The sequence below is a fragment of the Shimia sagamensis genome (genome assembly GCF_900182745.1).
Classification (GTDB): domain Bacteria; phylum Pseudomonadota; class Alphaproteobacteria; order Rhodobacterales; family Rhodobacteraceae; genus Shimia; species Shimia sagamensis.
Genome location: NZ_FXTY01000001.1, coordinates 920,305 through 947,291, shown reverse-complemented (window position 1 = coordinate 947,291; position 26,987 = coordinate 920,305). Strand labels below are relative to the sequence as shown.

Sequence of the window (26,987 nt, the reverse complement as noted above, 5' to 3'; positions counted from 1 at the left end):
AAAGGGCACCGGGCTCAGGGGAAGAGGGATTAGTCGTATTTGCGCTGATCTTCGATCACGATGCCGTCTTTGGGCAGGCTGCCCGGCGCGACAATCTCAATCTTGCCTTTGAGTTTCAGCGCGTCCGCTACGGAGGCGCCGTAAGCGGCCTCGTCACCGCCGGCGCTTTCGATTTGCACGGTCATCACATCCATCTCGCCAGCGCGGGTTGCAATCACGCGCGCCTTGGTGACCTCGTCGTGTTTCGCCACAAGCGTCGCCACCTGCTCGGGGCGGACAAACATGCCTTTGATCTTGGCGGTTTGATCGGCACGGCCCATCCAACCTTTGATACGCATGTTGGTCCGCCCGCACGGGCTTTGCCCAGGGAGGATGGCGGAGAGGTCGCCAGTGGCAAAACGGATAAGCGGGTAGTCAGGGTTGAGTGTGGTCACAACCACTTCGCCAACCTCGCCGGGGGTTACCGGAGTGCCGGTGCCGGGGGTGACAATTTCCACAATCACACCTTCGTCGATGATCATGCCTTCCATCGCTTCAGATTCATAAGCGATGGAGCCAAGATCGGCCGTGCCGTAGCCCTGCAGACAGGTGATGCCGCGATCGGCGTATTCCTGACGCAAGCTTGGGAACAACGCGCCGCCGCCTACGGTGGCTTTGGTGATCTTGAGTTTTTCACCCATCTCCTCGGCCTTATCGAGGATAATTTTGAGGTAGTCCGGCGTGCCAGCGTATGCGGTGGTGCCAATGTCAGCCGCCGCCCGGACCTGCATTTCGGTCTGGCCAACACCGGCTGGCAGCACTTTGGCACCTACGGCGCGCGCGCCGCTTTCAAACATCATGCCCGCTGGGGTCAGATGGTAAGAGAAACAGTTCTGCACGATATCATTCGCGCCAATGCCAACCGCGTGCAGCACACGACCAAAGCGGAACCAATCAGAGGTGTTGCCACCGGGCTCATAGATCGGACCGGGGGATTGGAACACATGGGCAATGTTGGGATTGCTGAGGTCGGCAAAACCACCCAGCGGGCCACTGGCTTTCTGCGCCGCGCCCAATTCAGATTTGCGCAGCACTGGAAGAGAAGCCAGATCCGTCACCGAGGTCACTTTGGCAGGGGCAACGTCCCCCAAGGAGGCCGCAAAACCCGGCAATTGTTTGGCCCGTGCGATCTGTGCCGGCAAAGCGGCGGCCAAATCTGCGGCGCGTTGATCGGCGCTGCGGGTTTCCAACTCGTCAAAAAAGCGGCTCATGTGATGCCATCCTTTGTGGTTCGGTGCCGCACCTTGCGGCCAAAGTCTTCCTATGCGCCCGCCAAGACTGGGGGCGCGGTGGGGTAAGTCTGCCCGATTAGTTTGGGCGGGGTGGCGCACAAATAGGTGCGCCGGCGTTAGGCTTTGCGCCTTAGCTCAGCCAACGCTTGCGACGGCGATAAGAGCGTACATCACGGAAAGATTTCCGGCCGTCGTCACTCATGCCGAGGTAGAATTCTTTCACATCCGGGTTTTCGCGCAGCTCAGCGGCAGGGCCATCCATCACCACACGTCCGCTTTCCAGAATATAGCCGTAATGCGCAAACCGCAGCGCCACGTTGGTGTTCTGTTCCGCCAGAAGGAAGGTGTTGCCCTCTTTCTCATTGAGATCTTTCACGATGTTAAAAATCTCTTCGACCAGCTGTGGCGCCAAACCCATGGAGGGCTCATCCAGCAGGATGCATTCCGGCTTACTCATCAGCGCACGGCCAATCGCGACCATCTGTTGCTCACCACCGGAGGTATAGCCGGCCTGTGATTTGCGGCGCTCTTTGAGACGCGGGAAGTAGTTATAGACCATTTCGAGGTCAGCAGCGACGTCGCCACCGCTGCGGGTGTATGCCCCGGTCAGCAGGTTTTCCTCAACAGTCAGGTGTTCAAAACAGTGACGGCCTTCCATCACTTGGATCACGCCTTTTTTCACCAGAGACGCTGGGTCCTGATCAGCAATGGGTTCACCACGATAGTGGATCGAGCCTTTGGTCACCTCGCCGCGCTCAGAATGCAGCAGGTTGGAGATGGCCTTGAGCGTTGTGGTTTTGCCTGCGCCGTTGCCGCCCAGCAGTGCGGTGATGCCGCCTTTGGGAACCGCAAGGCTCACGCCTTTGAGCACGAGGATCACGTGGTTGTAGATCACCTCGATGTTGTTGACCTCCAAAAGGGTCTCTTGGGTGCGACCAGCGTCAAGCATGTGCGTTGTCTTTCATCTCGCGTTCTAGGGTGTCCCGGCCGGTGTGCCCGGCCGAGACAAAGGTTTCAAACAGGCTTACTTACAGCCCATCTCGATGTTGTTTTCAGAAGCGTACGCGTTGGAATCTTCTGCGATCAGCGCGCCGATCACTTCCTGGTCGGTTTCTGCAAACTCAGAGATCAGGGACCAGGTCTGGCTGTCCGCATCCCACTGGGTCACACCAACGAGGCCTGGGCCACCGTGGTTTTCGCAGGACACGTCAAAGGACGGACCAAAGTTTGGCATACCCAGTGCGGCCATCTTCTCTTCGGTGATGGACAGAGCTTCCATACCGTCACGCATCTGACCGGCGTTGATGTCTGCGGTGCCGTGGATTTCCTGAGCGGTTTTGGCCGCTTCAGCTGCGAGCATCGCTGCGTACATGCCACGGTTGTAGAGAACGTTGCCGATCTGATCGCCTGCGCCCGCTGCTTTGCCAGTATCCACAACATGTTTCTGGATGTCGTCAAAGACAGGGAAGTCACGACCCACATTGTGGAAGGTCAGCGCCTTATAACCGTTGGCTTTGGCGCCTGCGGACAGAACGTCATGTTCCGCACCGGACCACCAGATGCCGATGAAGTTTTCCATTGGGAAGCGGATGTTGGCAGCTTCCTGAATGGCAACCTGGTTCATCACGCCCCAGCCCCACATCAGAACGGTGTCAGGCTTCTCACGACGGATCTGCAGCCACTGGGACTTCTGCTCCTGACCAGGGTGGTCAACAGGCATCAGGCTCAGTTCAAAACCGTGCTTCTTCTGCAGCTCTTCGAGCGTGCGGATCGGCTCTTTGCCGTAGGCGGAGTTGTGATAGATCAGCGCAATTTTGTGGCCTTTCAAGTCGCCGCCGTTCTCGGCCAGCAGATAGTTCACCGCACCGGATGCACCATTCCAGTAGCTGCCTGGGTAGTTGAAGGTGTGGCTGAACACTTTGCCGTTGGCAGCAGAGGTCCGACCGTAGCCCATTGTGTGCATCGGAATGTTGTCAGCTGTGGTTTTTGGGATCAGCTGATAGGTGATGCCGGTGGACAGTGGTTGATACACCAGAGCGCCTTCGCCTTTGGTGGATTCGTAGCATTCCACACCTTTTTCGGTGTTGTAGCCGGTTTCACATTCCAGAAGACGGGTTGGAACACCACCGATGCCGCCATCACGCTCGTTCAGAAGGGTGAAATAGTCGGCATAGCCGTCTGCAAACGGAATGCCGCCTGCTGCGTATGGGCCGGTACGGTAGCTCAGCGACGGGAACACAAGGTCCGCCATTGCTGGAGCTGCTGCCATTACGGCCGCTACGGCCATCGTTGCAAATTTAGTTTTCATCGGGGTTTTCCTCCCATGGTTATTCCGATGTTGATTGCCGAGGCCTCCCCGCCCCGGAATGGTTGGCTCTGGCCCCGCCTTAATGCGGGAAGGGCCACAACCGCAGTTTCTGTTTGGCCACGCGCCAGAGTTGGGCAAGGCCATGTGGTTCCAGGATCAGGAACATGATGATCAGGCCACCAACAATCACAAGCTGCAAATGCGCCACGATGTCAGTGGGCCAGCCCAGCATGTCCACGCCAACCACTTTCAGCACCACCGGCAACAGCACCAGGAAGGCTGCGCCCGCAAAGGAGCCAAAGATGGAGCCCAGACCGCCAATGATGATCATGAAGAGCACGAGGAATGATTTGGTGATGCCAAAGGCCTCGCCAACTTCCACCGCGCCAAGGTAAAGCGCAAAGAACAGCGCGCCGGAGATGCCAACAAAGAAGCCTGAGACCGCAAAGGCTGAGATCTTGGCTTTCAGCGGGTTCACACCAATGATTTCGGCGGCGATGTCCATATCCCGAATGGCCATCCATTTCCGTCCTGCCATGCCACGTGTCAGGTTGCGGGCGATGAGGGCGCTGAGCACAAGGAACACGAGGCAGAACAAGTATGTTGCCCAAGCTTCGGTGTTTGGTCCGGTGACCGGCACGCCAAAGACCATGCGCTCAGGTGCGTTGATCTGACCTGATGCGGAGTTGTTGTAGAACCACGGCACCCGGTTGAAGAGCCACACCAGGAAGAACTGCGCGGCAAGCGTTGCTACCGCGAGGTAGAAGCCTTTGATGCGCAAAGACGGCAAGCCAAAGATCACGCAGACCATGCCGGTGATACCACCAGACAGCAGCACGTGGAAAAAGATGTTCACATCCGGGAACGATGTCATCAGCTTGTAACACGCATAGGCCCCCACTGCCATGAAACCGCCGGTACCCAAGGACACCTGTCCGCAATAGCCCACAAGAATGTTCAGGCCGATGGCCGCAATCGAGTAAATCAGGAACGGCAACAGAATGGCGTTGGCCCAGTAATCGTTGATCACAAACGGGATCACCAGAAAGGCTACGATCAGAGCAAGGTAGTACCCCACGCGGTCGATCTTGATCGGGAACGTTTGATTGTCCGCCGAGTAGGTCTTTTTGAAATCGCCAGCTTCACGATAGAACATCAGGCGGTCTCCTCGTTGTATTCTTTTTCAAGGTGGGACCGGTCTGCCCGGTTCCGAGATTTTGCATAGCCGGAGGTTTCCGCGTCGCGGACCAGCCGGAAGAACGTCCAGATGCCAAGCAGTCCGCCAAACGCTGCCACAAGGGCGGCTGTGGTCATTTCTTCGGGTCGGGACACGTCGCCAGTGAAGGCAAGGTACCCAAAGACCCAGAAACCGGACCAAGCAATAACGTTCATGACAGCAAGCGACTTGGACATGTGTCAGACCCTCTCGATGATCTTTTCGCCAAACAGGCCTTGGGGCCGGAAGACGAGGAACACGAGGGCGAGCACATAGGCAAACCAGTTCTCAGTTGCGCCACCAAGGTTGATCACGCCGCCAAAACACTGACCGATGCCAAAGCAATATTCGAACATCTTCTCACCGACGCCGATGATCAGACCACCCACAATGGCGCCTGGGATCGAAGTAAATCCACCCAGCATCAGAACCGGCAGCGCCTTCAGCGCGATCAGGGACAGCGAGAATTGCACGCCCGACTTGGCGCCCCACATGATGCCTGCAACCAGCGCCACAAACCCTGCGAGGGACCAGACCAGAACCCAGATGAAGTTCAGGGAGATGCCCACGGACAGCGCCGCCTGGTGGTCATCGGCAACAGCCCGCATCGCACGGCCTTGTTTGGTGTATTGGCTAAATGCGACCAGCGCGATCACCAGTACGATGGCGACCAGTGTGGCGGTGATGTCGAGGTTGTCGATGAAGAAACCCACGCCCCAAGCGTTATAGGCGGCATCGTCAATCGCCAGGTTCATACCTTGTGGCAAGCACAACTCACCGGGCAGACAGAAGGTCAGCGTTTTGATCTCCGAGTTCCACATCAGGTCAGCAAAACCTTCGAGGAAATACGCCAGACCAATGGTGGCCATGAAGAGAATGATCGGTTCTTGGCCGACCAGATGACGGAAGACAAAACGTTGCACCGCCCAGGCCAGCAGGATCATCACACCCACGGTGAGGATCAGCGCGAAGGCCGACGAAATGTTCCACCCAAATGTGTGTACATGGGTGCCAAAGATTGCATTGATGAGGTGGGCAAACGGTACCTGACCGTTCTGGATGCCCACAAGGGTCATCGCGGCAAACAGCGCCATCACACCCTGGGCGAAGTTAAAGATGCCGGAGGCTTTGTAGATCAGCACGAAGCCGAGTGCCACAAGCGCATAGAGCACCCCGGACATGAGGCCGTTGGCAAAGACCTCCATAGCAAATACGAGTTGTTCAGGCATCGCTCACGCCTCCGATTTTAGCATTCAGATCAAGGAGGGGCTTAGTCATGTGCCACCCCCAGATAGGCGTCGATGACGTCTTGGTTGTTGCGCACTTCGTCTGGGGTGCCGTCGCCGATCTTTTTGCCGTAATCCATCACGACAACCCGGTCAGAGAGGTCCATGACCACGCCCATGTCGTGCTCGATCAGGGCGATGGTGGTGCCAAACTCGTCGTTCATGTCGAGAATAAAGCGGGACATGTCCTCTTTTTCCTCAACGTTCATACCGGCCATCGGTTCATCCAGCAGCAGGATGGAAGGTTCTGCGGCCAGGGCACGCGCCAGCTCCACACGTTTTTTCAAACCGTAGGGCAGACGGCCAACCGGGGTTTTGCGGATCGCCTGAATTTCGAGGAAGTCGATGATTCTCTCAACTTTCTCGCGGTTTTCAACCTCTTCGCGTTCCGCTTTGCCTTTCCAGATGGCCTGCTCAAAGATGTTGGCTTTCATCTGGCGCAGGCGGCCGGTCATGACGTTGTCCAGAACAGTCATGCCTTCAAACAGGGCGATGTTCTGGAAGGTCCGGGCGATGCCCTGCCCCGCCACCTGATACGGTTTCATTGGCGGACGTTTAGCACCTTTGTACCAAACCTCACCTTCCTGCGGCACGTAGAAACCGGAGATCACGTTCAACATCGAGGATTTGCCCGCGCCGTTGGGGCCGATGATCGCACGGATCTCGCCTTCTCGGATGTCAAAACTGATGTCGGTGATCGCCTTCACGCCCCCAAAACGCAGCGTGATGTTTTTCATTTCCATCACGGTTGGGCCAATGGTGCGGCCGTCGTCCGTGACGTAGCTATCGTTGCTCATGTCATTCATTCCGCTGCTATCTTGCTGGCCATGGGCGCAACTTTGGCGTCGCGCAGCTCAAGCGTTGCACTGATCGAACCTTTGCGGCCGTCTTCGTAGGTCACTTCGGTGTTGGTGGAGACACTGGAGGAACCGTCATAGAGACCATCCACAAGATCTTTGAACTTGTCGGCCACGATCACGCGGCGCACCTTGCGGGTCCGGGTCATTTCGCCATCATCCGCATCCAGTTCTTTGTGCAGAACCAGGAAACGGTGAATCTGACAGCCCGCCAACATTGGGTCGTCTGCGACGGAACGGTTGACCGCCTCAACGTGTCCTTGAATGCTGTCGAGCACTTTCGGGTGACCGGCCAGTTCCTGATAAGAGGCATAAGCGATGTTGTTGCGCTCCGCCCAGTTGCCAACCGCTGTCAGATCGATGTTGATGAAAGCCACACAGCGATCTTTGCCGTTGCCAAACAGCACAGCCTCAAGAATGTCGGGGTAGAACTTCAGTTTGTTCTCAACATACTTTGGCGCAAACATGGAGCCATCGGCCATTTTGCCAACGTCTTTGGCCCGATCGATGATGCGCAGGTGGCCGCTGTCTTCTTCAAAGAAGCCCGCGTCGCCTGTCGCAACCCAGCCTTCCGCGTCTTTGGTGGACGCCGTGCTTTCCGGGTTGTTGTAGTACTCCACAAAGGTGCCGGGGCTGCGGTAGAAGATCTCGCCGTTGTCGGCAATTTTGATTTCCACGTCAGGGCTTGGCACACCCACGGTGTCCGCGCGCACTTCGCCATCCGGCTGAGCGGTGATGAAGACTGTGGCTTCGGTCTGACCGTAGAGCTGCTTCAGGTTGATACCCAAGGAGCGGTAGAATTCGAAGATCTCCGGACCAATCGCTTCACCGGCAGTGTAGCCCACACGCACGCGGCCAAAACCAAGCGTATCTTTCAGCGGGCCGTACACCAGCACGTTGCCCATGCGATACTTGAAGTAGTCCCGCAGATTGCCGCGATACAGGTTCAACAGGATTGGATCTTTGGCTTTGAAATGCTCGCGTGCCTTGCTGCCATGGCGCAGCTTGGTGAAGGCCATGCGGATGCCGTTTTCCACCAAAGTTTCCATCGCAAAACCAATGCCCATCGCATAACGGAAGGCATTTTTCACACGACGCTTCATATCGGGCTTGGCCAGGCTGCGCTTGGGCATGCCGTATTTCTCGCCGGTGGTTTTGGCGAAGTCCATGAAGTGATGGAACAGCGCGTACTTCAGATCACCACTGTCTTCCATGCGGATCATCACGCTGGTCAGCGAAGTTTCAAAAATCCGCGGTGGCGCGAAGTAATAAGTGGGTCCAATTTCGCGCAGGTCGGTCATCATGGTTTCTGCCGATTCCGGGCAGTTCACACAGAACCCGCACCAGTAGGCTTGTCCCACTGAGAAGATAAAGTCGCCAACCCAAGCCATCGGCAGGTAGGACAGAATTTCCTCGTCCCCTGTCAGGTTGTCAAACTCGGACGAGTTCTTGGCGCTTTCGATCACGTTGCGGTTGGAGAGCACCACACCTTTGGGTTTGCCGGTGGTGCCGGAGGTGTAGAGCATGACGCAGGTGCTGTCGTAATCGAGCTTCTCGCGGCGCGATTTCAGTTCGCCGATCAGCTCGTCGTGGGCCGCGCGGCCCTGCGCTTGAATGTGACTGAACTCATGAAGCTGGCGATGGTCATACTTCCGCAACCCGCGTGGGTCGATGTAAACCATATGCTCAAAGGTGTGCAGCTTGTCTTGGATCTCGATGATCTTGTCGACCTGCTCCTGGTCTTCAACAACGGCGTATTTCGCGCCGCAGTGACCCAGGATGTATTCCATCTCTTCTGCGGCACTGTCGTTATAGACCGGCACCGGCACCGCACCCACGGATTGGGCGGCAACCATCGACCAATAGAAAGACGGGCGGTTGCGCCCGATAATGGCGACAAAGTCGCCTTCTTTTACACCCAGATTGATCAGACCAAGCGCCAGCGCTTCGATCTCTTTCTCGGTCATTGCCCAAGTCCAGGTCTGCCAGATCCCGAACTCTTTCTCCCGGTATGCATCTTTGTCTGCAAACTGGGCGGCGTTCCGCTGCAACAGCGCCGGAATGGACGCAAGTCCCCCGGTCGCCTGTGACGACTGTGCCAAATTATATTCCTCCCTTAAGCCCGCCGGAACGGGCCAAAATCGCGCAAGCGATTCTCCACCTCTAGTGGTGCGTGTTTCACCCTGTCGGTCAACTTTTTCTTAAAGTTTTCCCAATCCTTACGAATTGTAACAGGTCGCATTTCTTCCTTTTCGCGCCCCCAAATTGGGTGTTAGCGGTAGAGGAGAAGGAGAGCCATGATGGAGCGAGCCGCAGCCACACAGGCCATGACCGTTGCTGGTCTGAACCTAATCAAGCAGGCGATGTCGATTTATGACAGCGATCTGAAACTGGTGGTGGCCAATGCCCGCTTTCGCGAGATGTTCTCAATTCCGCGCGTGTTGTCGCAGCCGGGAGCGCCGTTTCCAGAAACCATCCGCTTTCTGATCGAGAATGGCGAGTACGGCGACATCCGCGATGAGGACAAAGAAGCCTTCATCAAGGAACGGGTTGATCGTGCATTGAATTTTGAAGCCCATTACTTTGAACGACAACGCGCAGATGGGCGCTGGGTCTCTGTCGAAGGCTCCCCCCTGCCCGAAGGGGGCTGGGTGGCGGTCTACACCGACATCACCTCCACCAAGCGACAAGAGGCGTTGTTGCGGTCTCGGTCAGAGGAGCTCTCTGACCAATTGTTGCAATATGCCGAGGAGCTGTCTGCCACCAACCGAGAGTTGGAAGCCACAGTCCAAACCCTTGAGGAAGTAAAGCGTCAACTGATAGATAGCGAGGCCCGGATGCGGCTCACCGCAGAAATGATGCCTGCGCATATTGCCCACGTGGGGCCGGACCGGCTGTATACATATTCCAACCGCCGGTTGAGCACGGTGATCCCCGGGCGGCCATCTGACATCGTTGGCATGCACGCGAGCGAGGCCTTGGGTGACAGCGCCTACGTCCATATCAAGCCTCATATGGACAAGGCGTTCAGAGGCCAGCCCTCCGTATTTGAATTCAACGAACATCCCAGCACGCGGCGTATTCGCGCTGCCTTTACGCCAGATGACAACGAAGGCGCGGCCCGCGGGGTTTATGTGCTGTCGATGGACGTCACCGAAGAAACCCAGGCACGGGTGGCCTTGCAACAAACCCGGCGGCGCGAGATTGCAGCACAGATGACCAGCGGACTGGCACATGATTTTTCCAATCTGCTGACGATTATATTGGGCACGCAAAGCAAGTTGCAGAAAATGGAGCTGCCAGATGATGCACGCTCGTTGATCGAAGCCACTCTTGGCGCAGCACGGCGCGGCGGCACATTGCTGGACAACCTCGCCAATGTGACCGGACCACGTGTGCCCAAACTGGCGCCCACCGACATGATTGTCTTTTTGTCCGAACTGGAAACCTTGGCTCGACCAACCATGGGCGACGAGGTGTCTTTGATCATCGAGAACAGCATCCCCGAAGGCGCAGTACTGCTTGATCCGGCGATGTTGCAGGACTCGTTGGTGAACCTGCTGTTGAACGCAGCGCATGCCTGCGGTCAAGGGGGGACCATCTTGTTGATTGCGGAGCTGGTGCAGAACACGTGGGTGCAATTCACCGTGCGCGACACCGGGCCGGGGTTCTCAGACGCCGCGCTGGAACATGCGCTTGATCCGTTTTTCACCACCAAAGGCGCGGATGGCTCCGGCCTTGGGTTGGCGATGGTCTATGACATGACGAAACTGGTGGGCGGGGACATCAAGATTGCCAACACTGAAACCGGTGGTCAGGTTGTGCTGCGCCTGCCGCTGCGCCGCGCGGTGCAGGATTCGACACCGGGACTGGCGCTTTTGGTCGAGGACAACCCGGACCTGCGGGGCTTGATCCGCGATATGCTGACCGACATGAAACATACCGTCATAGAGGCCGCCAGCGTCGATGAAGCGCGTGTGCTTCTGGACCAATTACCGGATATTACCTTGGTGTTGTCCGATATTTCTCTGGAAGGCGACGCCACCGGTGTGGATCTGATCCGCGAATTGGGGCGCGACCGAGTGCCGACCTATCTGATGACCAGCTTGCCCCAGAGCCATGATCTCTATATCGAAGGCGCCGCGCGCGCGCCGGTGTTGCCCAAGCCTTTCACCGCTGCGCAGCTTGACCAATTCTTACATCCGAAGTGAGCCCCGCCATGACCGCCCCGCTTGTCACCATCCTCGACGATGAACCGGAAATCCGCATGATCCTTGCGGACGCGCTGGAAGATGCGGGCTTTCGCACCATGGCGTTTTCACGAGCAACGGAATTTGAAGCGGCGTTAAAATCAACCACGCCGGATGTCTGCCTGGTGGACCTAGGCCTGCCAGACAAAGACGGCTTGTCGCTGGTGCATCGACTGGCATTGGAACTTGGCGCAGCGGTGATCATCATTTCGGGCCGTGCGCAGGTGCAGGATCGGATCACCGGTTTGGAATTGGGCGCGGATGACTACATCATCAAACCGTTTGACCCCACCGAGGTGGTCGCGCGGGTGCGGGCCCGGCTGCGCAAAGAAAGGCCAGCTGCGCCAGTGGCTGCCAACACCGCCGTGTTCAACGGCTGGACCGCCTATTTTGACCGCTACGTGCTAATGGACGAAAGTGGCGCTGAAACGACTTTCAGCCACGCAGAGGGCGAAGTCCTGCGGCTTTTCTTGGACAGCCCCAAGCGCTTGATCAGCCGCGCACAGATGCAAGAGTCTTTGGGGGGCGCGGCTGGTGAAAGCTTTGATCGGGCCATGGATGTGCGGATTTCGCGCTTGCGCACCAAGCTCAAAGAAGATCCCAAAAACCCACGTCTTATCAAAACCATCTACGGCGCGGGCTATATCTTTTTGGGCGATGTGAGCTGGCAATAACCCCTCTGCATTTGCGCCTCAAATACAAATCCAACACAACATATAGCCAAACACCGCAAAATAAGGTATATCTGAGGTCAGTAGATAGCCAGAGCGCACCGGATTTTCCTCCTTCCAATCTGTGTGGCGCAGGCCAATCTGCTGACGGGATGGCCGCAGGCGTTTCAGGGACAGGCGCGCGGTAAACATGGGGACCTTGCAAGAACAAGTTCACTCCCGCCTTCCCCGCAGACCAGACCATCGGCTGCGGGGAATTTTTCTGTTTGGCGATAGGCAAGTTGGTTACGGACCACGAACATCGAAGACCAGCACACTTCCATGGGCGCGGTCGAGCGCTGTCCCGGGCACCTGCGGTGCTGATCCGGGCCGGGTGAAACCTCGGTGAATCTTGCTTATCTTTGAGAGGAACGGTTGCTGTGAAAGTCCTTTTTGAACACACTTCACGTTTGTGTTCACCGCAGCAACATATGCTTTCCCTGCAAACTCAAACCACCCGCTACTGGCGCGGCTAGGAAAAGAACTGAACCGTCAAAAACGTCAGAGCCATCCCAGCAAATAGCCCCAAAGGGAAGCCACTCGGTGTCACCGACCACCCCGACGCAGCTCCCTTCATAACTGTGCGAAAGAACCAAATCGGCGTTACGATGACCCAGAGAAAAGAAATCACTGCAACCGGCACGCCAAATATGCCTGGCGCAGGTCCGTCCTTGATCGATTGCGGAGCCATATCGCTGATTGCTTGCAAATTTGAAAAAGCAAAACCGATCACGAGCGACAAGATAAATCCTGTAAAAGCACTGCCCCAACTGAACCCGCCTAAGTCGTTGGACTGTATCTTCGGACTGGGTACATCTTGCGTCTTCGATTGCAGTCGCTTGATCCGAGCTTGAAACTCATCATTCGACATTCGGTTCTTCTTTCTCCGGCTCCATAAGTCATTTCACCGATAACTGAACGCAAGCAAAAATCAACTCGCAAAAGTTGCAATTGAAGATGTGCTCCGTTTTGTGGAACGGCTCAGAAATTCGACCATTTGACCACCAGTGGTCAACAGCAACTAGCTGCCCGAAATTTGAAATTTGCGGGTCCTAAAAACAAAAAAGCTCCCGGAAACCTCCGGGAGCCATCTTGCCTTACGCACAAACACCTTACTTCACAGCAACCGTCTTCCAGCCGCCGTTTTCCACAACGGAAATCACAACATCATCCGCGCCGCGGTGGTCGTCTGCGCCATAGGTGGTCTGCGAACCGGTCAGCTCGTCCATATAGTCCAGTGTCTCCATGGCGGCGATGAAGCCTTCATGGGTCAGGTCTGGGCCAGCCGCCTCCAAGGCGCGCACCAGTGTATCGGCGGCGGAGTAGCCGAGCATGGCGAAACCGGACGCAGGCTGATCAAACTTGGCTTTGTAATCGGCAATGAACTTACCCGGCACCGGATCCGCTGCGCGTGCATACAGATCCTGCCAACCAGATGCGGCATAGAGCCCATCGGTTACACCACCTGGCACCATCGCCACCGGCTCCAGGAACCCTGCGGAGGTGTTGAGGAACTTCACATCGGTCCAGCCCAGCTTTTTGGCGGTGCCCACCACGGTGATACCCTGACGCACGCCCAGCGCCATGGTGATCACATCACACCCGGCAGCTTTGTGTTTGCCAAGAGAACCAACAAAATCCAACTCATCCGGCTTATGTGTGGTTTCGCTGGCCATGGTCAGGCCCATACTTTCCGCAACATCCACAGTGGATTCAGCAATCTCTTTGCCAAAGTCGGATGGGATATACATGGTGCAAAGTTCTTTGGCACCAAACTCTTCCGCAAGATATTTCGCGCCGACCTGCACTTGATCGTAGTAGCTTGAGAAGCCAATGAATTTATTGTCCATCGGTTCCTGCAGCATCTGCCGCGCTGCCGAGAGTGGGCCGACATTTGGGATGCCTTTGGGATCGAGCAGCTTAAAGCCCGCCACGTTCATCGGTGTACCCAAAGACAGCAGCATGGCAAAGGCTTTGTCCCGGTTCAGAAGCTTGTTGTAACCCTGCATCGCGCGCGGGATCTGATAACCGTTGTCCTCCACAACAAACCGGATCTGGCGACCGTGCACACCACCTGCGGCGTTCACCTCGTCAAAGCGCATGTTGGCGCCGTTAACCGCCGGAACACCCACCGCGGCAAAGATGCCGGACAGATCGTTTACGGACCCAATCACCACCTCGCCGTCGCTCACGCCTTGCGTGTCGGCGGCGACCTGGCTTGCCAGCGCTGCCGCGCCAACCGCCAGTACAGTCGTCAGTTTTTTCATAATTTCCTCCCGTTTAAAGTGTGATCTAGGGCCACATAGATGCAGCCTAATACATTTCCTCTATGAGTCCCGCGTGTTTCTTCTCCACAAAGCTGCGCTTCAATTTCATGGTCGCGGTCAGTTCCTCGTCTTCTGCCGTCAACAGCACGTTGATCAGGCGGAAATCCTTGATCTGCTCAACGCGGGCAAACTCTTTGTTGACCGCGTCCACCTCATCCTTGATGAGGTCCATGACGTCCTGCGCCGCACAGAGCGAGGCAAAATCCGAGAACGGCACCTTGTGATCCTGGGCATATTTTTCGACATTTTCCTGATCAATCATAATCAGGCAAGTGAGGTATTTGCGGGCGTCCCCAATCACCACCGCATCCGAGATATAGTGGCTGAACTTCAGGCGACTCTCGATTTCCGCCGGGGTGATGTTTTTGCCGCCTGCGGTGATAATGATGTCCTTCAGGCGCCCTGTAATCGTTAGGAAACCATCCTCGTCAAGCTTGCCCACATCTCCTGTGCGCAGCCACCCATCGTCGGTGAAGGTCTCGACCGTCTTCTCGTTGTTGCGCCAGTAGCCTTGAAAGTTGTTGAGCCCATAGGTCTGAATTTCGCCATCCTCGGCAATGCGCACCTGAAAGCCTGGCACCGCTTTGCCAACGCTGCCCAGCTTATTGTCATCCGGCAAGTTGATCGAAGCCAGACCCGCATTTTCGGTCATGCCGTAGCCTTCGAGAAGCTGAACCCCTATGGCCCAATACCAACGGATCAACTCCGGGCTGATCGGGGCCGCGCCGGTGCCACCACGGCGCATTTTGTCCATGCCCAGCATCCGGCGTAGGTTGCGCAACACAAGGAAATCCCAGAGCGCGTAGTTGAGCTGCACCCCTGCCGGGACCGGCTTTCGGTCCAGCAGATAATCGGCCCGTTTCAGCCCTGCCTTGACAGCGAGCTTAAAGCACAACCGCCCAATTGGCGTGGCTTCTTGAGCAAGTACCAGAACGCGGGAGTAGATCTTCTCCCAGACACGCGGCACAGCGGTGAAATGTGCAGGCGAGACCTCTTGCAGGTTATCAAACACGGTCTCCGTGCTTTCGGCAAAGTTCACCGTGGCCTTGCCGGCAATCGGGAAGTAGGCGGACACGTTGCGCTCCAGAATGTGGCATAACGGCAGGAAGCAAAGCTGCTCATCACTGTCCATTGTCGGCAACGCATGCGCGCCGGACACACAGGCTGAAATCACATTCTCCTGGCTCAACATCGCACCTTTGGGCATGCCGGTTGTGCCGGAGGTATAAATCAGCAGACCGGTGTCTTCGGGTTTGGCCTGGTTGATTTCCGCCTCAAAGAGCCCGTGGTTGTCTGCCTCATAGGCGCGCCCGGTTTCATACAACTCGTCCAGAAAAACACATTTGTCGTGGCGCAAATCATGCAAACCGTCCTGATCCAGAATGATAACTTTTACGACATGGCCAGCTTGGTCTTCGATCTCCAGAAACTTGTCGAGCTGCTCGTCGTTTTCCACAAACAAGAAGCGCGAACCGCTGTCGCGCAGCAGATATTCCAACTGGCTTGCGGAATCCGTGGTGTAAACGCCCGAGGCAATACCGCCGACGCATTGAATACCCATGTCGGCGTAGAGCCATTCCTTGCGGTCCTCGGACAGGATCGAAACCACTTCGCCGCGTTCCAAACCCAACGCGCGCAGGCCAAGGCCAATCCATTTTGCGTGTTGCCAGTAATCCTTCCACGAATAGCTCTGCCAGATGCCGAGGTCTTTTTCGCGGTGCGCGGTGCGGTCGCGCAGCTGTTCGCACCGCTTTTGAAACAGGCCCACAACCGTGTCACAGCCATCCACCAGCGCAGGCTTCTGACCCGGTGTGGCTGACACAATCACGCCGTTAATTTCGATCTGCTCCGGCGGCTGGGATGGGATGTGAATGTTCATGTCTGTGCCCTCCCTCAGCGCCACGTCTTCTTGCGTTTCCAACGCCGTTCGCCCCGTGCGCCAATCTCCTGGTGGCCAAGATAGAAGGCCTTGATGTCTTCGCTTTCCATCAATCGGTCAGCGGTGTCGTCCATCACAATACGCCCGACCTCCATGACGTAGCCGACATCCGCCAGCTCTAGCGCCACTTTGGCATTTTGCTCCACCAGCATCATGGTCACGCCTTCGTCTTTGTTCAGCCGTTTGAGGATGGCAAAGATCTCCTGCACCAATAGCGGTGAGAGGCCCAGGGAGGGCTCATCCAGCAACATGATCTTCGGCCGCAGCATCAACCCACGTCCGATTGCGAGCATCTGTTGTTGACCACCGGACAGCGTGCCTGCTTCCTGATGGCGGCGTTCCGCCAGAATGGGGAAATAGTCAAAAACCATCTGCCGGTCTTTCTCGATCTCCGCCTTATCGCTGCGCGTGTAGGCCCCAAGCGAGAGGTTTTCATCCACGGTCAGAAGCGGGAACACCTCGCGGCCTTCGGGTACATGCACGATACCTTGACCAACCACCTTATGCGGTTCCATGCCTTGGATTTCACGGCCCTCAAACACCACCTGGCCCTTCTCTGGGTCCATGATACCAGAGATGGTTTTCAGCAGTGTCGACTTGCCCGCGCCATTGGCGCCCAGCACGGTCACAACCTGGCCCTTTTCGACCTTCAACGACACGCCACGGATGGCCATGATTGGGCCGTAAAAACTCTCGATGTTCTTGATATCAAGCACTGTTTCGCCCATCACGCCGCCCCCGCGCCAAGGTAGGCTTCAATCACAGCCGGATCAGATTGCACCTGCTGCGGTGTGCCTTCGGCCAGCTTGGCCCCATCGGCCAGCGCCAGAACACGGTCACTCACGCCGGAAACCAACCCCATGTCGTGCTCCACCATCAGAACGGTGATGCCCATCTGTTTGCGGATGTCATCAATCCACCAACGCATGTCTTGGGTTTCTTCAACTGAGAGCCCCGAGGCCGGTTCATCCAACAATAACAAACGCGGACCAGAGGCCAGCGCGCGGCCCAACTCAACCACCTTGCGCACACCGTAGGGCAGACCGGCGATCATCTTGTCACGGTAGGGCTGCAGGTCGAGAAAATCGATCACTTCCTCCACCGCCTCACGGTGGCGTTTTTCTTCACGCCGCACTTTGGGCGTGAACAACATCTCCTGCACCAGGTTGGTGTTGCGATGTCTGTGTCGTCCCACCAGCAGGTTCTGCAGCACCGTGGCATGGTCAAACAATTCGATATTCTGAAAGGTGCGGGCGATGCCAAGGTCGGCTACGGCATCCGCATTGCGGTCCAGCAGATTATGCCCATCAAAGGTAATCGCCCCAGCATAAGGATCGTAGAAGCGCGAGATCAGATTGAAGACCGTGGATTTGCCCGCGCCATTTGGACCAACGATGGCATAGACCTCACCTTCGTCCACGCTGAACGTGAGATCGTTCACGGCGACCACGCCGCCAAACTTGAGCGTCGCGTTGTTGATTTCCAGCAATGTGCTCATCTCAAACGCTCCGTCTTCAGATAGCTTTTCTGGCGCTTGAACATGTCTTTGCGCGCAAACGGGAAAAGCTCAAACCAGATACGGATTTTCATCCAGCGGCCGTAGATGCCCATCGGCTCAAACAGGATAAAGAGGATCAGGATCATGCCAAAGACGCCGGTTTCCAACCCCGGAATGGCAACAGACCCACCGCCGACAAAGTCTTTGGTCATCGACAGAAACTGCGGCAGAAACGCCACCACAACCGCGCCAAAAAACGCACCGTGGATGGAACCCAGACCACCAATCACAATCATCATCAGCAGCGTTATGGAGATCACGATGCTGAAGGTCTCATTGTTGAACGCCCCGGCATAAAAGCCCATCAATGCACCGGCCAAACCAGTGATCGCGCAGGAGATACCAAAGGCCGCCGCTTTGGTGCGCGCAATGTGCACACCCATGGCGCTGGCGGAGACTTCGCTGTCTCGCACCGCTGCAAAGGCGCGGCCCAACGGCGAGCGCAGCAAGTTGCGGTACCCCAAGGTGCACAGGATCGTGACGGCCAGCACCAGCCAGTAAAACCGATCTGGCGTGGTCCAACGCTCAATCTCAATGCCAAAGATAGTGATCATCGGAGCAAACTTGCCCGACACGCCATCGGTGATTGGCTCCATCAGCACAATGATGTCATCGGCTAGAATGGAGAGCGCAATGGTGGCAATCGCCAGATAGATGCCGTGCAAGCGGATCGCCGGGATGGCAATGATGGTGCCGACAACGCCGGTCAGAATACCCGCCGCTGGGAAGGCGATCAGGAAGGGCCAGCCTTGCTCCATGAAGATGATGCAGGAGTAGCAGCCCAGCGCCAGAAAGGCTGCATGACCCAGACTGGCTTGCCCGGTCTGTCCGGTGAGCAACATCAGACCAAGTCCTGCGATGGCCCAGATCAACACGTTGGTGACTTCACCAAGGAAAAAATCGTCAAGCACCCATGGCAGCACCACGGCGATCACAATCAGTATCGCATAGACCAGAAAGCTCCACCGATCTGGGAAGAGCCGGATGTCGTGGTTGTAAGAGGTTTTGAAATGTATCCGCATGACCTCAGACCTTCTTGATCCGGACCTGTGAGAACAGGCCATTGGGACGGAACACCAGCACTAACAACAGCAGCGTATAAGGCGCAATCTGGCTGTATCCAGCAGGGAAGTAGCGGCTGGCAAACGGCTCAATCACGCCCACAATCAGCCCGCCCATCAACGCGCCGGGCAGGGAACCAAAGCCGCCAATCACCGCGGCAGCGAACGCCTTGATGCCCAGCAAACCCGCGTTGGGATCAATCGCGCCTTTAGAGGCAAATAGGATCCCGGCAACCGCAGCCACCGCGCCAGAAAGCCCCCAGATCATGCCTTGCACACGTTTGACCGGGATGCCCATGAAATAGGCCGCCATCTGGTTCTGGGACGCCGCCTGCATGGCAAGACCCAGCTTGGTGCGCTGGAAGAACTGATACAGGAAGTAGGTCAGAAGCACGGTCACCACGATCACCGCAATGTCGGCCATACCCAACACAACGCCGCCCAAATTGAAATCGCCAATGGCCAACGGGCTTTCCAAAGTCTGTGGCTCATGGCTCCAGATGGCACCAGCGATAAAGCGGATCACAAAGCCCAGAGCGATGGTCAGGATCACCACCGCTGTCTGGCTTTGGCCAAACAGGTGACGCAGAACAAAGAAGTCGAGCAGATAGCCCAGAACCGCCATAATCGCGATGGCAAGTGGCGCCGCGATCCAGAACGGCAATCCCATATAGTGGGCGTTTGTCAGCCCCAGACACACAAAGGCGCCGAGCATCATGAAGTCACCTTGGGCGAAATTCACCTGTTCAGTTGCCTTGTAGATCAGCACAAACCCAAGCGCGATCAGACCGTAGACACAGCCATTCGCAAGCCCGCTGACAAGCAGTTGCACAACTTCCAATTTGTCCTCCCGTGCCGGTTTGGACCGGCTTTTTGTGCGTTCAGTCTTCGGAGCGATCCCTAATGCGTCAAGTCTCCATTCCCCCTCTTGCGCAAAGCTCCGTTACGTCACATCCTTGACTCCATACGCCTGCGTACGCAAAATCCACTCAACCTGTGTTAGATGCCGCGCTGCCGCAAGATCCACTCAGTGTGATGCCCCGCGTCACCGAGGAACTCCGTCAACGCGCGATCGCGCTTCATGAACAGCCCGAGATCCATCTCATCGGTCATGCCAATGCCACCGTGCATCTGCACGCCTTCTTCGGTCGCCTGTCGCCCCACCCGCGCCATTTTGGCTTTCGCTGCGCGGGTCAAGGTTTCCATGTCTGCACTGTCGTCATCCAACGCATTCAATGCCGTCGCAATAAGAGACGAGACCTGCGCCAACGCGCAGTAAAGGTCCGCCGCACGATGTTGCAGCGCCTGAAACTGTCCAATGTGAACACCAAACTGCTTGCGGGTGCGCAGGTAGTCATAGGTTTGGTCCGCCGCCGCTTTGGCAACGCCAAGCTGTTCCGCCGCCACAACGGCACGCCCTGCTGCGAGGGTTTTGGACAACGCCGTGTCCGCAGCCTGCCCTTGCGCCAGAACGTCGGCTTCCCGAACAGCCACATCCTCGAACACCACAGTGGCGGCATTGCGGGAATCCAACATCACTTGAGACATGAGGGTCACACCCGCCGCTTGCGGGTCGATCAGGAGCAAACACAAATCGTTGCCTTGCTTGGCTGTCACAATCAAACGATCCGCAAAGCCGCCGTCCACAACGTATGTTTTACGGCCGTTCAATCTCAAATCATCGGCCCCGCCCGTCACAGAGGTTGCGATACGCTTCGGGCGATGCTTGGCAGTTTCGTCCACAGCCAAAGCCAGCACCGCCTCACCAACTGCCAGTTTTGCAGCCCAGTTCTGTGCAACAGCCCCCCCGGTGGATGCCAGCGCTGTGCCTGCCAGGATCGCTGAGGACAAAAATGGACTGACGGTCAGGTTCCGCCCCAGCTCTTCTGCAATCAGCCCCGCCGCGCGATAGCCAAGCCCAAGGCCGCCCAACTCTTCCGGTACAACTATGCCCATCCAGCCCATCTCGCCCAGTTCAGACCGGATCGCCATGTTTGCCGTGTCCCCCGCTTCGCGCAGCGCACGAAAGGCCGTGATCGAATGGCTGGCGCGCAAAAAACCAGTGGCGGAGTCGGCAATCAACTGTTGGTCTTCGTTCAAGAGTTCCATGGCGTGCTTATCCCGGTAATTTCAAAACAGCTTTGGACAGGATCGACAACATGACTTCCGACGTGCCGCCTTCGATGGTGTTGGCTTTGGAGCGCAACCAATCTTTGGTCACCTGCCCCGCGTCATTGGCGGTGCCTTCCCAGACCAAATCATCACTACCACCCGCGACCACGCGCAGGCTTTGCCGGCGTTTGTTGAGTTCCGTGCCCAGGTACTTGAGTTCTGCCGAGCGAGCCCCAAGTTCATGACCAGCCCGCATGTACGCCCCTGTCATCTCCAAATGGGCGTCAAAACACATCTCATCTACCAGAAACTGCCCCAGCTCCGCCCGCAGCATGGGATCATCCAAGCGCCCTGTTTCATCCAGGCCAATTGCAGCCACCGCATCTTCAGTCAAATCGGATTTGGCAAACAACGCGGAGTCAGACGCGCCAATCATTTCGCGCTCGTGTGTCAGCAAATATTTGGCAATGGTCCAACCCTGGCCACGGCCCCCTACAATCTGATCTTTGGGCACTTTCACCGCATCAAAAAAGGTCTCGCAAAACGGCGAGGCACCAGAGATCAGCTTAATGGGTTTGGTCGATACACCTTCGCTCTGCATGTCAAAAAGCAAAAAGGAAATGCCAGTGTGCTTCTTCTCATCCGGCTCAGTGCGCACCAGGCAAAATATCCAATCCGCTTGATCGGCATAAGAGGTCCAGATTTTCTGACCTGTCACCTCAAAGTACGCACCTGTGTCCACACCTTTGGTTTGCAGCCCCGCGAGATCAGAGCCTGCACCCGGCTCAGAGTAGCCCTGACACCAGCGAATTTCACCACGTGCGATTTGTGGCAGGTAGTGGCACTTTTGGGCTTCGGAGCCAAATTGCAGCAGCGCAGGCCCCAACATCCAGATGCCAAAACTCTGCAACGGCGGGCGCGCGTTTATGCGCTGCATTTCCTCCGCCAGTACCTTTTGTTCATTGCCGCTAAGACCGCCGCCGCCATAGGCTTTGGGCCAGGCTGGTACCGTCCAACCTTTGTCTGCCATGACCTTCAGCCAATGCTTCTGGGCAGGTGAGCGAAACACAAAGGTGTGGCCGCCCCAACAGATGTCATCCTCACCCATGGGCGTGCGCATCTCGGCCGGGCAGTTGGCCTCCAACCAGTCGCGCGTATTGCTTCGAAACTCATCAAGCGCCATGCAAACAGCCCCTCCCAAGCCACCAACCCAAATGGCTGGTTGTTGCACCTCACAGGCAAACATACTACTGAGTATGCTGTCAACGTGACGTCTTCGCCCGACGTCACGTCATCCGTCGGCGCATCATGAGGTAGAAGACGTCATGTCAGACCCCACCAAACCCAAGATGAGTGCCTCAAAGGCCGAGATTTTGGATGCGGCGGCGGAGGTGTTTATGACCCTTGGCGCGGAAGCAGCATCAATTGACGATGTGGCTCGCCACCTTGGTGCCACCAAAGGGCGCATCTACCATCACTTCCCTTCCAAAGGCGCGTTGTTGGCGGAAGTGTGTTTGCGCGCGGCAGATTTTGTGCTGCAAAAAGTGCCGCCCGTTGTCCAGGCAACCGCCCTCCCCGCCGACAATCTACGCAACATGATCCTGACCCACATACCCGAGGTCTTGCGCACGCTGCCGTACCATAAGGTGATCATTCAATCATATGTCGGCGTGCAGCAGAAATCGACAACGGCGCATGAACGAGAGCTGTTTGCGCAGATCCAGTTGGAACGCAAAGCTTATGAAAGCCTGTTTCGACAGGTGCTTCAGGCCGGCATGGACGATGGCAGTTTTCGTGCGCAAGACGTCTCCGTCGCGTTGCAATCGCTGCTGCTGCTGATCAATGCGCCGGTGTTCTGGTATCGCCCGCGCGACAATGAACCTGAGGCTTTTGTGACAGACCTCAGCGTACAGCTTGCAGATATGGCAGTGGCGTCTCTTCAGTAAAAGGGGCCAGCCCCTTTTGGGCCAAAAGGCCCAATTCACCCCGGGATATTGCTTGAATGAGAAGCGGGTTAAGACGCACTTAACCAAAAGTTGCTAAGATGTTCTGGCGGAGCAGGCTGGGAAGCCGATGGCCGTGAATGAGAAGACACCCTGACATCCCGTAAGCATCGCGCAGTGTCGACCGGCGGGGTTCAGGGTGCCTTTTGTTTTCTCATTCGCAAAATATCCCCGCCGGAGGCTCCGACCGTTGCCACCGGCACAGGTGTTAGCGGCGGCGCTTTAGCCAATCAGACCAGCTTTTTGAAACAAGGCTTTGATGTCCGCTTCAGGGCGCGCACCATAATGGCTGATCACCTCTGCGGCCGCGATGCAGCCCATTTTGCCAGACACCTCCAGCGACTGACCAGTGGCCACACCATACAGGAACCCACAGGCAAATTGATCGCCGGCACCGGTGGCATCCACGGGCACAATTTCGTTCACAGCCACGGTGGCTTCTTCGTCGCCACTGAGCAACACCACGTCATGTCCTGAGCGGGTGCAGACCACCATGCCGGCATCCTGCGCAGCTTGCTCCAACGCCGAACTCAAATCGGTTTGATACAACGCTTCCCATTCGTGTTCATTGCCAATCACAAAATCGAGTTCTTTCACCAAACGGCGGAAATCAGCGCGGTGACGCTCAACACAGAAGGGATCGGACAGCGCAATGCCAGCCTTGCCGCCACCGTCGCGACAGAGTTTTGCCGCCCGCTCAAACGCCTCTTTTCCTTTGGGTTTATCATAGAGGTAGCCCTCCAGAAACAACAGCTGCGCCTGTCCTGCGACATCGTCGGAGACGTCATCGGGACCAAGCTCCGAAGAAATGCCCAAATAGGTGTTCATCGAGCGCTCGCCATCCGGAGAGACAAAAATCATCGAGCGTGAAGTTGGCAGATCCCCCTCAGCCACAGGTACGTTCACAAAATCGGTGCCTTCCGTCTGCATCGACTGCGCATAAAACTCGCCCAATGCATCATCCCGCACCCGACCAATAAAGGCGGTCGACAAGCCCAGCGCGCCAAGCCCCGCAACGGTGTTGGCCACCGAACCACCCGGTGCCTGTTTGCGGTTGGTCATGCCAGCATAGAGCATCTCGCCACGTTCTTTTTCAACCAGCTGCATAATGCCTTTCTGAATGCCCATAAGGTCCAGAAAGCTGTCATCAGATTGGCTGATCACATCCACAACGGCGTTGCCGATGCCAACCACTTGGTATTGGGTCATAGGTTTTTTTCCTCAAATAGGCAGAGATCGCGGATGAGGCAGGTGCCACACAGAGGCTTGCGCGCCTTGCACACATAGCGGCCGTGCAGGATCATCCAGTGATGGGCGTGGAGTTGGAAATCCACGGGAATTTGGTCTTCGATGGCGCGTTCAACCGCCACCACATCTTTGCCGGGACACACGCCAGAGCGGTTGCCAAAGCGAAAAATATGCGTGTCCACGGCCTGCGCCGGATAGCGCCACCACATGTTCAGCACCACATTTGCGGTTTTACGCCCCACGCCCGGTAGGCTTTCCAGCGCTGCACGGGAATTGGGCACCTCACCGCCGTACTCTTCCACCAGGATGCGGCTGAGCTTGATCACGTTTTTGGCTTTGTTGCGGTAGAGGCCAATGGTCTTGATGTGCTCAATCACAGCCTCTTCGCCAAGATCCAGCATCTTTTGCGGCGTGTCGGCAATTTTAAACAGCTCTTTGGTGGCCCGGTTCACGCCAACGTCGGTCGCCTGAGCCGACAGCGCCACGGCCACCACCAACGTATAGACGTTGACGTGATCGAGTTCGCCTACAGGTTCGGCTTCGGCGGCCTCAAACCGGGTGAAGATCTCCCGGATGGTATGATAATCAAGTTGCTTTGCCATCGCGCTGTTAATGCACGGAGCGGGTGTTGCAAGCAAGGGGCCGTTGTGGGCCATCACGCGCCAGACACAACGTGGCGCTTAGTGCTGCACGAGTGAGTCGCGCAAAATCATCAGCGATTCCTTTTGGTCGCCCACCTCAACAGCTGCGGAGATGTGGCCGCCGCGCAACAACCAGATGTTGCCACCCTGCGCAAAAGGCAGACAAAATCGGGGTTTTAGGGACGACTCCGGACGGTTTTCGCGTCAAGGACGGCCGGGGATAACCATGTGCGTGGCTCAGCTTAGAATGGATCAAATTTTTTGGCTATATCCTTTAAATACATGATCTTAGCATCCTGTGGATAGATTCTTTTTGATGAATGCCTGAGTCAAGATCGAAGTTCAGTTGCCGGATTTGGCGTCAGCTTGTTAGGTTCTTGCAGCGATTCATTTCGCCTTGGGGGGGACAGACACCGACACACGGTGGCTTTGCCATACTGGGTGACTGAGACAGCCGCGCTTTTGGGGGTGCGGTTGCCATGGTTTCCGGGGTGTTCACCTGTTCCACAAAGCAGCGCATCTGCGCGCCGATGACAAGACGCAACCGGAGAATAGGGACCTCCGGCATGGTTGTGTTTTGCCTGAAGCTGCTTGGGCTTTTAGCGGCCCCTAAGGCACAAATGTGTCACAAAACAAAGGCAGAGACCGGGCCCAGCTCGGCACAAAAGACGTGTGAAGGAAAACGGGGACAGATGACTGACGACACTTGGGGCACCATCCAACAAGACCTACTCAAAACTGTGGGTCAGAATAATTTCAAAACCTGGATTGAGCCCGTCAATTTTTCAGAGCTGAAAGATGGTGTGGCCACCTTTCATGTGCCGACCAATTTTATCGGCAACTACGTGTCGCAAAATTATGGCGATCTGATTTTGCATCAGATGACCCAGAATGGTGCGGACGTGCAGCGTATGCAGTTCAAAGTTGGGGCCAAGACGCCTGCCACGCGTCCGGCCCCAGCAGCCTCAATGAAAAAGACCAGCACAGCCGCAGGTGTTGCCGCTGCCTCCGACAGCGCGGACATGGGCATGACCGGCGCGCCTTTGGATGCGCGGTTTACGTTTGACAGCTTTGTTGTGGGCAAGCCTAACGAATTGGCCAATGCCGCCGCGCGCCGTGTCGGCGAAGGTGGCCCGGTCACGTTCAACCCGCTGTTTTTGTATGGTGGTGTGGGTCTTGGGAAAACCCACCTGATGCACGCGATTGCCTGGGAACTACAGGCGCAGCGCCCTGATCTTAACGTCCTGTATCTCTCTGCCGAACAATTTATGTACCGCTTTGTGCAAGCTCTGCGCGATCGCAAGATGATGGACTTCAAAGAGCTGTTCCGCTCCGTGGATGTGCTTATGGTGGACGATGTGCAGTTCATTGCGGGCAAAGACAGCACTCAAGAAGAGTTTTTCCACACCTTCAACGCCCTGGTGGATCAAAACAAACAGATCATCATCTCAGCCGACCGTGCGCCAGGTGAGATCAAAGACCTCGAAGACCGCATCAAAAGCCGCCTGCAATGTGGTCTGGTGGTGGACCTGCATCCAACTGACTATGAGCTGCGTCTCGGCATTCTGCAGACCAAAGTTGACACCTACCGCGCGCAATACCCAGAGCTGCAATTGCAAGATGGCGTGTTGGAATTTCTGGCCCACCGCATCTCCACCAACGTGCGTGTGCTCGAAGGCGCGCTGACCCGTCTGTTTGCCTTCGCTTCTCTGGTGGGTCGTGAGATCACCATGGAGCTCACCCAAGACTGTCTGTCCGACGTGTTGCGCGCTTCCGAGCGCAAGGTCTCCGTCGAGGAGATCCAGCGCAAAGTGGCTGAGCATTACAACATCCGCCTGTCCGACATGATAGGACCCAAACGTGTGCGCACTTTTGCCCGCCCTCGTCAGGTGGCGATGTATCTTTGCAAGAAGCTGACTTCGCGCTCACTGCCGGAAATTGGCCGACGGTTTGGCGGCCGTGACCACACCACAGTGATGCACGGTGTGCGCCGCATCGAAGAGCTGCGCACGTCAGATGGGCAAATCGCCGAAGATCTGGAATTGCTGCGCCGTACGCTTGAAGCCTGAGTGTTTCCGGTCACACATTTGACCAAAACACCGCGCCCTCTGGGTGCGGTGTTTTCTTTTGGCCGCTTGGCGCTTGACGCTCCCTGCGACTTCACAGACAAACCTAGGAAAAGACTTGTGCCGTGAGACCA

24 protein-coding genes are annotated in these 26,987 nt (G+C 56.6%); 4 read left to right on the top strand and 20 right to left on the bottom strand.

The window, feature by feature from the left end:
• Nucleotides 1-29 precede the first annotated feature (29 nt).
• From QOL67_RS04385 to QOL67_RS04350, 8 genes are all read right to left on the bottom strand, one after another.
• Nucleotides 30-1,250, bottom strand: coding sequence for a phenylacetate--CoA ligase family protein (locus QOL67_RS04385; RefSeq protein WP_283424720.1), 1,221 nt, complete (start codon nt 1,248-1,250; stop codon nt 30-32).
• 151 nt (nt 1,251-1,401) lie between these two features.
• A complete protein-coding gene (locus tag QOL67_RS04380) occupies nt 1,402-2,220 on the bottom strand; it encodes an ABC transporter ATP-binding protein (RefSeq protein ID WP_283424719.1) in 819 nt (272 codons plus the stop codon).
• Nucleotides 2,221-2,295: 75 nt separating this feature from the next.
• Entirely contained in the window at nt 2,296-3,579 is a 1,284-nt protein-coding gene (locus QOL67_RS04375) for an ABC transporter substrate-binding protein (RefSeq protein WP_283424718.1), read from the bottom strand.
• Nucleotides 3,580-3,658: 79 nt separating this feature from the next.
• A complete protein-coding gene (locus QOL67_RS04370; protein WP_283424717.1) occupies nt 3,659-4,735 on the bottom strand; it encodes a branched-chain amino acid ABC transporter permease in 1,077 nt (358 codons plus the stop codon).
• Nucleotides 4,735-4,992, bottom strand: a complete 258-nt coding sequence (locus QOL67_RS04365) for a hypothetical protein (protein WP_283424716.1) — start codon at nt 4,990-4,992, stop codon at nt 4,735-4,737. Before QOL67_RS04365 ends, QOL67_RS04370 begins: the two co-directional genes overlap by 1 nt.
• Before the next feature lie 3 nt (nt 4,993-4,995).
• Nucleotides 4,996-6,024 carry a branched-chain amino acid ABC transporter permease gene (locus QOL67_RS04360; protein WP_283424715.1) on the bottom strand — a complete coding sequence of 343 codons (1,029 nt, stop codon included), beginning with the start codon at nt 6,022-6,024 and terminating at the stop codon, nt 4,996-4,998.
• A gap of 41 nt (nt 6,025-6,065) precedes the next feature.
• A complete protein-coding gene (locus QOL67_RS04355) occupies nt 6,066-6,887 on the bottom strand; it encodes an ABC transporter ATP-binding protein (RefSeq protein WP_283424714.1) in 822 nt (273 codons plus the stop codon).
• Nucleotides 6,884-9,040: an AMP-binding protein gene (locus tag QOL67_RS04350; protein ID WP_283424713.1), complete on the bottom strand. Its 2,157-nt coding sequence runs from the start codon at nt 9,038-9,040 to the stop codon at nt 6,884-6,886. Before QOL67_RS04350 ends, QOL67_RS04355 begins: the two co-directional genes overlap by 4 nt.
• A 195-nt stretch (nt 9,041-9,235) precedes the next feature.
• Between QOL67_RS04350 and QOL67_RS04345 the strand changes: the two genes are divergently transcribed.
• Both QOL67_RS04345 and QOL67_RS04340 read left to right on the top strand, forming a co-directional pair.
• Nucleotides 9,236-11,149 carry a PAS-domain containing protein gene (locus QOL67_RS04345; RefSeq protein ID WP_283424712.1) on the top strand — a complete coding sequence of 638 codons (1,914 nt, stop codon included), beginning with the start codon at nt 9,236-9,238 and terminating at the stop codon, nt 11,147-11,149.
• Nucleotides 11,150-11,157: 8 nt separating this feature from the next.
• On the top strand, nt 11,158-11,862 hold the full coding sequence (locus tag QOL67_RS04340) for a response regulator transcription factor (protein WP_283424711.1): 705 nt from the start codon (nt 11,158-11,160) through the stop codon (nt 11,860-11,862).
• Nucleotides 11,863-11,880: 18 nt separating this feature from the next.
• On the opposite strand, the gene QOL67_RS04335 is transcribed toward QOL67_RS04340, so the two are convergent.
• The 10 genes from QOL67_RS04335 to QOL67_RS04290 all read right to left on the bottom strand — a co-directional run bounded on the left by QOL67_RS04335 (nt 11,881) and on the right by QOL67_RS04290 (nt 22,078).
• Nucleotides 11,881-12,051, bottom strand: coding sequence for a hypothetical protein (locus QOL67_RS04335; protein WP_283424710.1), 171 nt, complete (start codon nt 12,049-12,051; stop codon nt 11,881-11,883).
• Nucleotides 12,052-12,370: 319 nt separating this feature from the next.
• Complete coding sequence (locus QOL67_RS04330; protein WP_283424709.1) at nt 12,371-12,769, bottom strand: hypothetical protein; 399 nt, start codon at nt 12,767-12,769, stop codon at nt 12,371-12,373.
• A 241-nt stretch (nt 12,770-13,010) separates the two neighbouring features.
• The gene (locus tag QOL67_RS04325) at nt 13,011-14,165 is read right to left on the bottom strand and encodes an ABC transporter substrate-binding protein (RefSeq protein WP_283424708.1); all 1,155 of its coding nucleotides are present in this window, start codon (nt 14,163-14,165) and stop codon (nt 13,011-13,013) included.
• Between the two features lie 46 nt (nt 14,166-14,211).
• Nucleotides 14,212-16,104: an AMP-dependent synthetase/ligase gene (locus QOL67_RS04320; RefSeq protein WP_283424707.1), complete on the bottom strand. Its 1,893-nt coding sequence runs from the start codon at nt 16,102-16,104 to the stop codon at nt 14,212-14,214.
• 14 nt (nt 16,105-16,118) lie between these two features.
• Nucleotides 16,119-16,892: an ABC transporter ATP-binding protein gene (locus QOL67_RS04315; RefSeq protein ID WP_283424706.1), complete on the bottom strand. Its 774-nt coding sequence runs from the start codon at nt 16,890-16,892 to the stop codon at nt 16,119-16,121.
• Nucleotides 16,892-17,662, bottom strand: a complete 771-nt coding sequence (locus QOL67_RS04310) for an ABC transporter ATP-binding protein (RefSeq protein WP_283424705.1) — start codon at nt 17,660-17,662, stop codon at nt 16,892-16,894. Before QOL67_RS04310 ends, QOL67_RS04315 begins: the two co-directional genes overlap by 1 nt.
• On the bottom strand, nt 17,659-18,744 hold the full coding sequence (locus QOL67_RS04305; RefSeq protein WP_283424704.1) for a branched-chain amino acid ABC transporter permease: 1,086 nt from the start codon (nt 18,742-18,744) through the stop codon (nt 17,659-17,661). The genes QOL67_RS04310 and QOL67_RS04305 overlap by 4 nt, the downstream gene beginning before the upstream one ends.
• 4 nt (nt 18,745-18,748) lie before the next feature.
• Entirely contained in the window at nt 18,749-19,624 is an 876-nt protein-coding gene (locus QOL67_RS04300) for a branched-chain amino acid ABC transporter permease (protein WP_283424703.1), read from the bottom strand.
• Nucleotides 19,625-19,782: 158 nt separating this feature from the next.
• Entirely contained in the window at nt 19,783-20,892 is a 1,110-nt protein-coding gene (locus QOL67_RS04295; RefSeq protein ID WP_283424702.1) for an acyl-CoA dehydrogenase family protein, read from the bottom strand.
• Between the two features lie 7 nt (nt 20,893-20,899).
• Nucleotides 20,900-22,078 (bottom strand): acyl-CoA dehydrogenase family protein, encoded by a 1,179-nt coding sequence (locus QOL67_RS04290; RefSeq protein ID WP_283424701.1) that lies wholly within the window; start codon nt 22,076-22,078, stop codon nt 20,900-20,902.
• 142 nt (nt 22,079-22,220) lie between these two features.
• Here QOL67_RS04290 and QOL67_RS04285 point away from each other — a divergent pair, with 142 nt between their 5' ends.
• Nucleotides 22,221-22,841: a TetR/AcrR family transcriptional regulator gene (locus tag QOL67_RS04285; protein ID WP_283424700.1), complete on the top strand. Its 621-nt coding sequence runs from the start codon at nt 22,221-22,223 to the stop codon at nt 22,839-22,841.
• A gap of 279 nt (nt 22,842-23,120) precedes the next feature.
• Here QOL67_RS04285 and QOL67_RS04280 read toward each other — a convergent pair whose 3' ends face one another.
• Both QOL67_RS04280 and nth read right to left on the bottom strand, forming a co-directional pair.
• Nucleotides 23,121-24,107 (bottom strand): adenosine kinase, encoded by a 987-nt coding sequence (locus QOL67_RS04280; RefSeq protein ID WP_283424699.1) that lies wholly within the window; start codon nt 24,105-24,107, stop codon nt 23,121-23,123.
• Nucleotides 24,104-24,748 carry an endonuclease III gene (nth, locus tag QOL67_RS04275; RefSeq protein ID WP_283424698.1) on the bottom strand — a complete coding sequence of 215 codons (645 nt, stop codon included), beginning with the start codon at nt 24,746-24,748 and terminating at the stop codon, nt 24,104-24,106. Before nth ends, QOL67_RS04280 begins: the two co-directional genes overlap by 4 nt.
• Before the next feature lie 731 nt (nt 24,749-25,479).
• Here nth and dnaA point away from each other — a divergent pair.
• Entirely contained in the window at nt 25,480-26,856 is a 1,377-nt protein-coding gene (dnaA, locus tag QOL67_RS04270; RefSeq protein WP_283424697.1) for a chromosomal replication initiator protein DnaA, read from the top strand.
• The last annotated feature ends 131 nt before the right edge of the window (nt 26,857-26,987 follow it).

Coding starts and splice junctions, on each gene's coding strand:
- QOL67_RS04385 (WP_283424720.1), bottom strand. CDS start 1,250: ATGAGCCGCTTTTTTGACGAGTTGGAAACCCGCAGCGCCGATCAACGC.
- QOL67_RS04380 (WP_283424719.1), bottom strand. CDS start 2,220: ATGCTTGACGCTGGTCGCACCCAAGAGACCCTTTTGGAGGTCAACAAC.
- QOL67_RS04375 (WP_283424718.1), bottom strand. CDS start 3,579: ATGAAAACTAAATTTGCAACGATGGCCGTAGCGGCCGTAATGGCAGCA.
- QOL67_RS04370 (WP_283424717.1), bottom strand. CDS start 4,735: ATGTTCTATCGTGAAGCTGGCGATTTCAAAAAGACCTACTCGGCGGAC.
- QOL67_RS04365 (WP_283424716.1), bottom strand. CDS start 4,992: ATGTCCAAGTCGCTTGCTGTCATGAACGTTATTGCTTGGTCCGGTTTC.
- QOL67_RS04360 (WP_283424715.1), bottom strand. CDS start 6,024: ATGCCTGAACAACTCGTATTTGCTATGGAGGTCTTTGCCAACGGCCTC.
- QOL67_RS04355 (WP_283424714.1), bottom strand. CDS start 6,887: ATGAATGACATGAGCAACGATAGCTACGTCACGGACGACGGCCGCACC.
- QOL67_RS04345 (WP_283424712.1), top strand. CDS start 9,236: ATGATGGAGCGAGCCGCAGCCACACAGGCCATGACCGTTGCTGGTCTG.
- QOL67_RS04340 (WP_283424711.1), top strand. CDS start 11,158: ATGACCGCCCCGCTTGTCACCATCCTCGACGATGAACCGGAAATCCGC.
- QOL67_RS04335 (WP_283424710.1), bottom strand. CDS start 12,051: ATGTTTACCGCGCGCCTGTCCCTGAAACGCCTGCGGCCATCCCGTCAG.
- QOL67_RS04330 (WP_283424709.1), bottom strand. CDS start 12,769: ATGTCGAATGATGAGTTTCAAGCTCGGATCAAGCGACTGCAATCGAAG.
- QOL67_RS04325 (WP_283424708.1), bottom strand. CDS start 14,165: ATGAAAAAACTGACGACTGTACTGGCGGTTGGCGCGGCAGCGCTGGCA.
- QOL67_RS04320 (WP_283424707.1), bottom strand. CDS start 16,104: ATGAACATTCACATCCCATCCCAGCCGCCGGAGCAGATCGAAATTAAC.
- QOL67_RS04315 (WP_283424706.1), bottom strand. CDS start 16,892: ATGGGCGAAACAGTGCTTGATATCAAGAACATCGAGAGTTTTTACGGC.
- QOL67_RS04310 (WP_283424705.1), bottom strand. CDS start 17,662: ATGAGCACATTGCTGGAAATCAACAACGCGACGCTCAAGTTTGGCGGC.
- QOL67_RS04305 (WP_283424704.1), bottom strand. CDS start 18,744: ATGCGGATACATTTCAAAACCTCTTACAACCACGACATCCGGCTCTTC.
- QOL67_RS04295 (WP_283424702.1), bottom strand. CDS start 20,892: ATGGAACTCTTGAACGAAGACCAACAGTTGATTGCCGACTCCGCCACT.
- QOL67_RS04290 (WP_283424701.1), bottom strand. CDS start 22,078: ATGGCGCTTGATGAGTTTCGAAGCAATACGCGCGACTGGTTGGAGGCC.
- QOL67_RS04285 (WP_283424700.1), top strand. CDS start 22,221: ATGTCAGACCCCACCAAACCCAAGATGAGTGCCTCAAAGGCCGAGATT.
- QOL67_RS04280 (WP_283424699.1), bottom strand. CDS start 24,107: ATGACCCAATACCAAGTGGTTGGCATCGGCAACGCCGTTGTGGATGTG.
- nth (WP_283424698.1), bottom strand. CDS start 24,748: ATGGCAAAGCAACTTGATTATCATACCATCCGGGAGATCTTCACCCGG.
- dnaA (WP_283424697.1), top strand. CDS start 25,480: ATGACTGACGACACTTGGGGCACCATCCAACAAGACCTACTCAAAACT.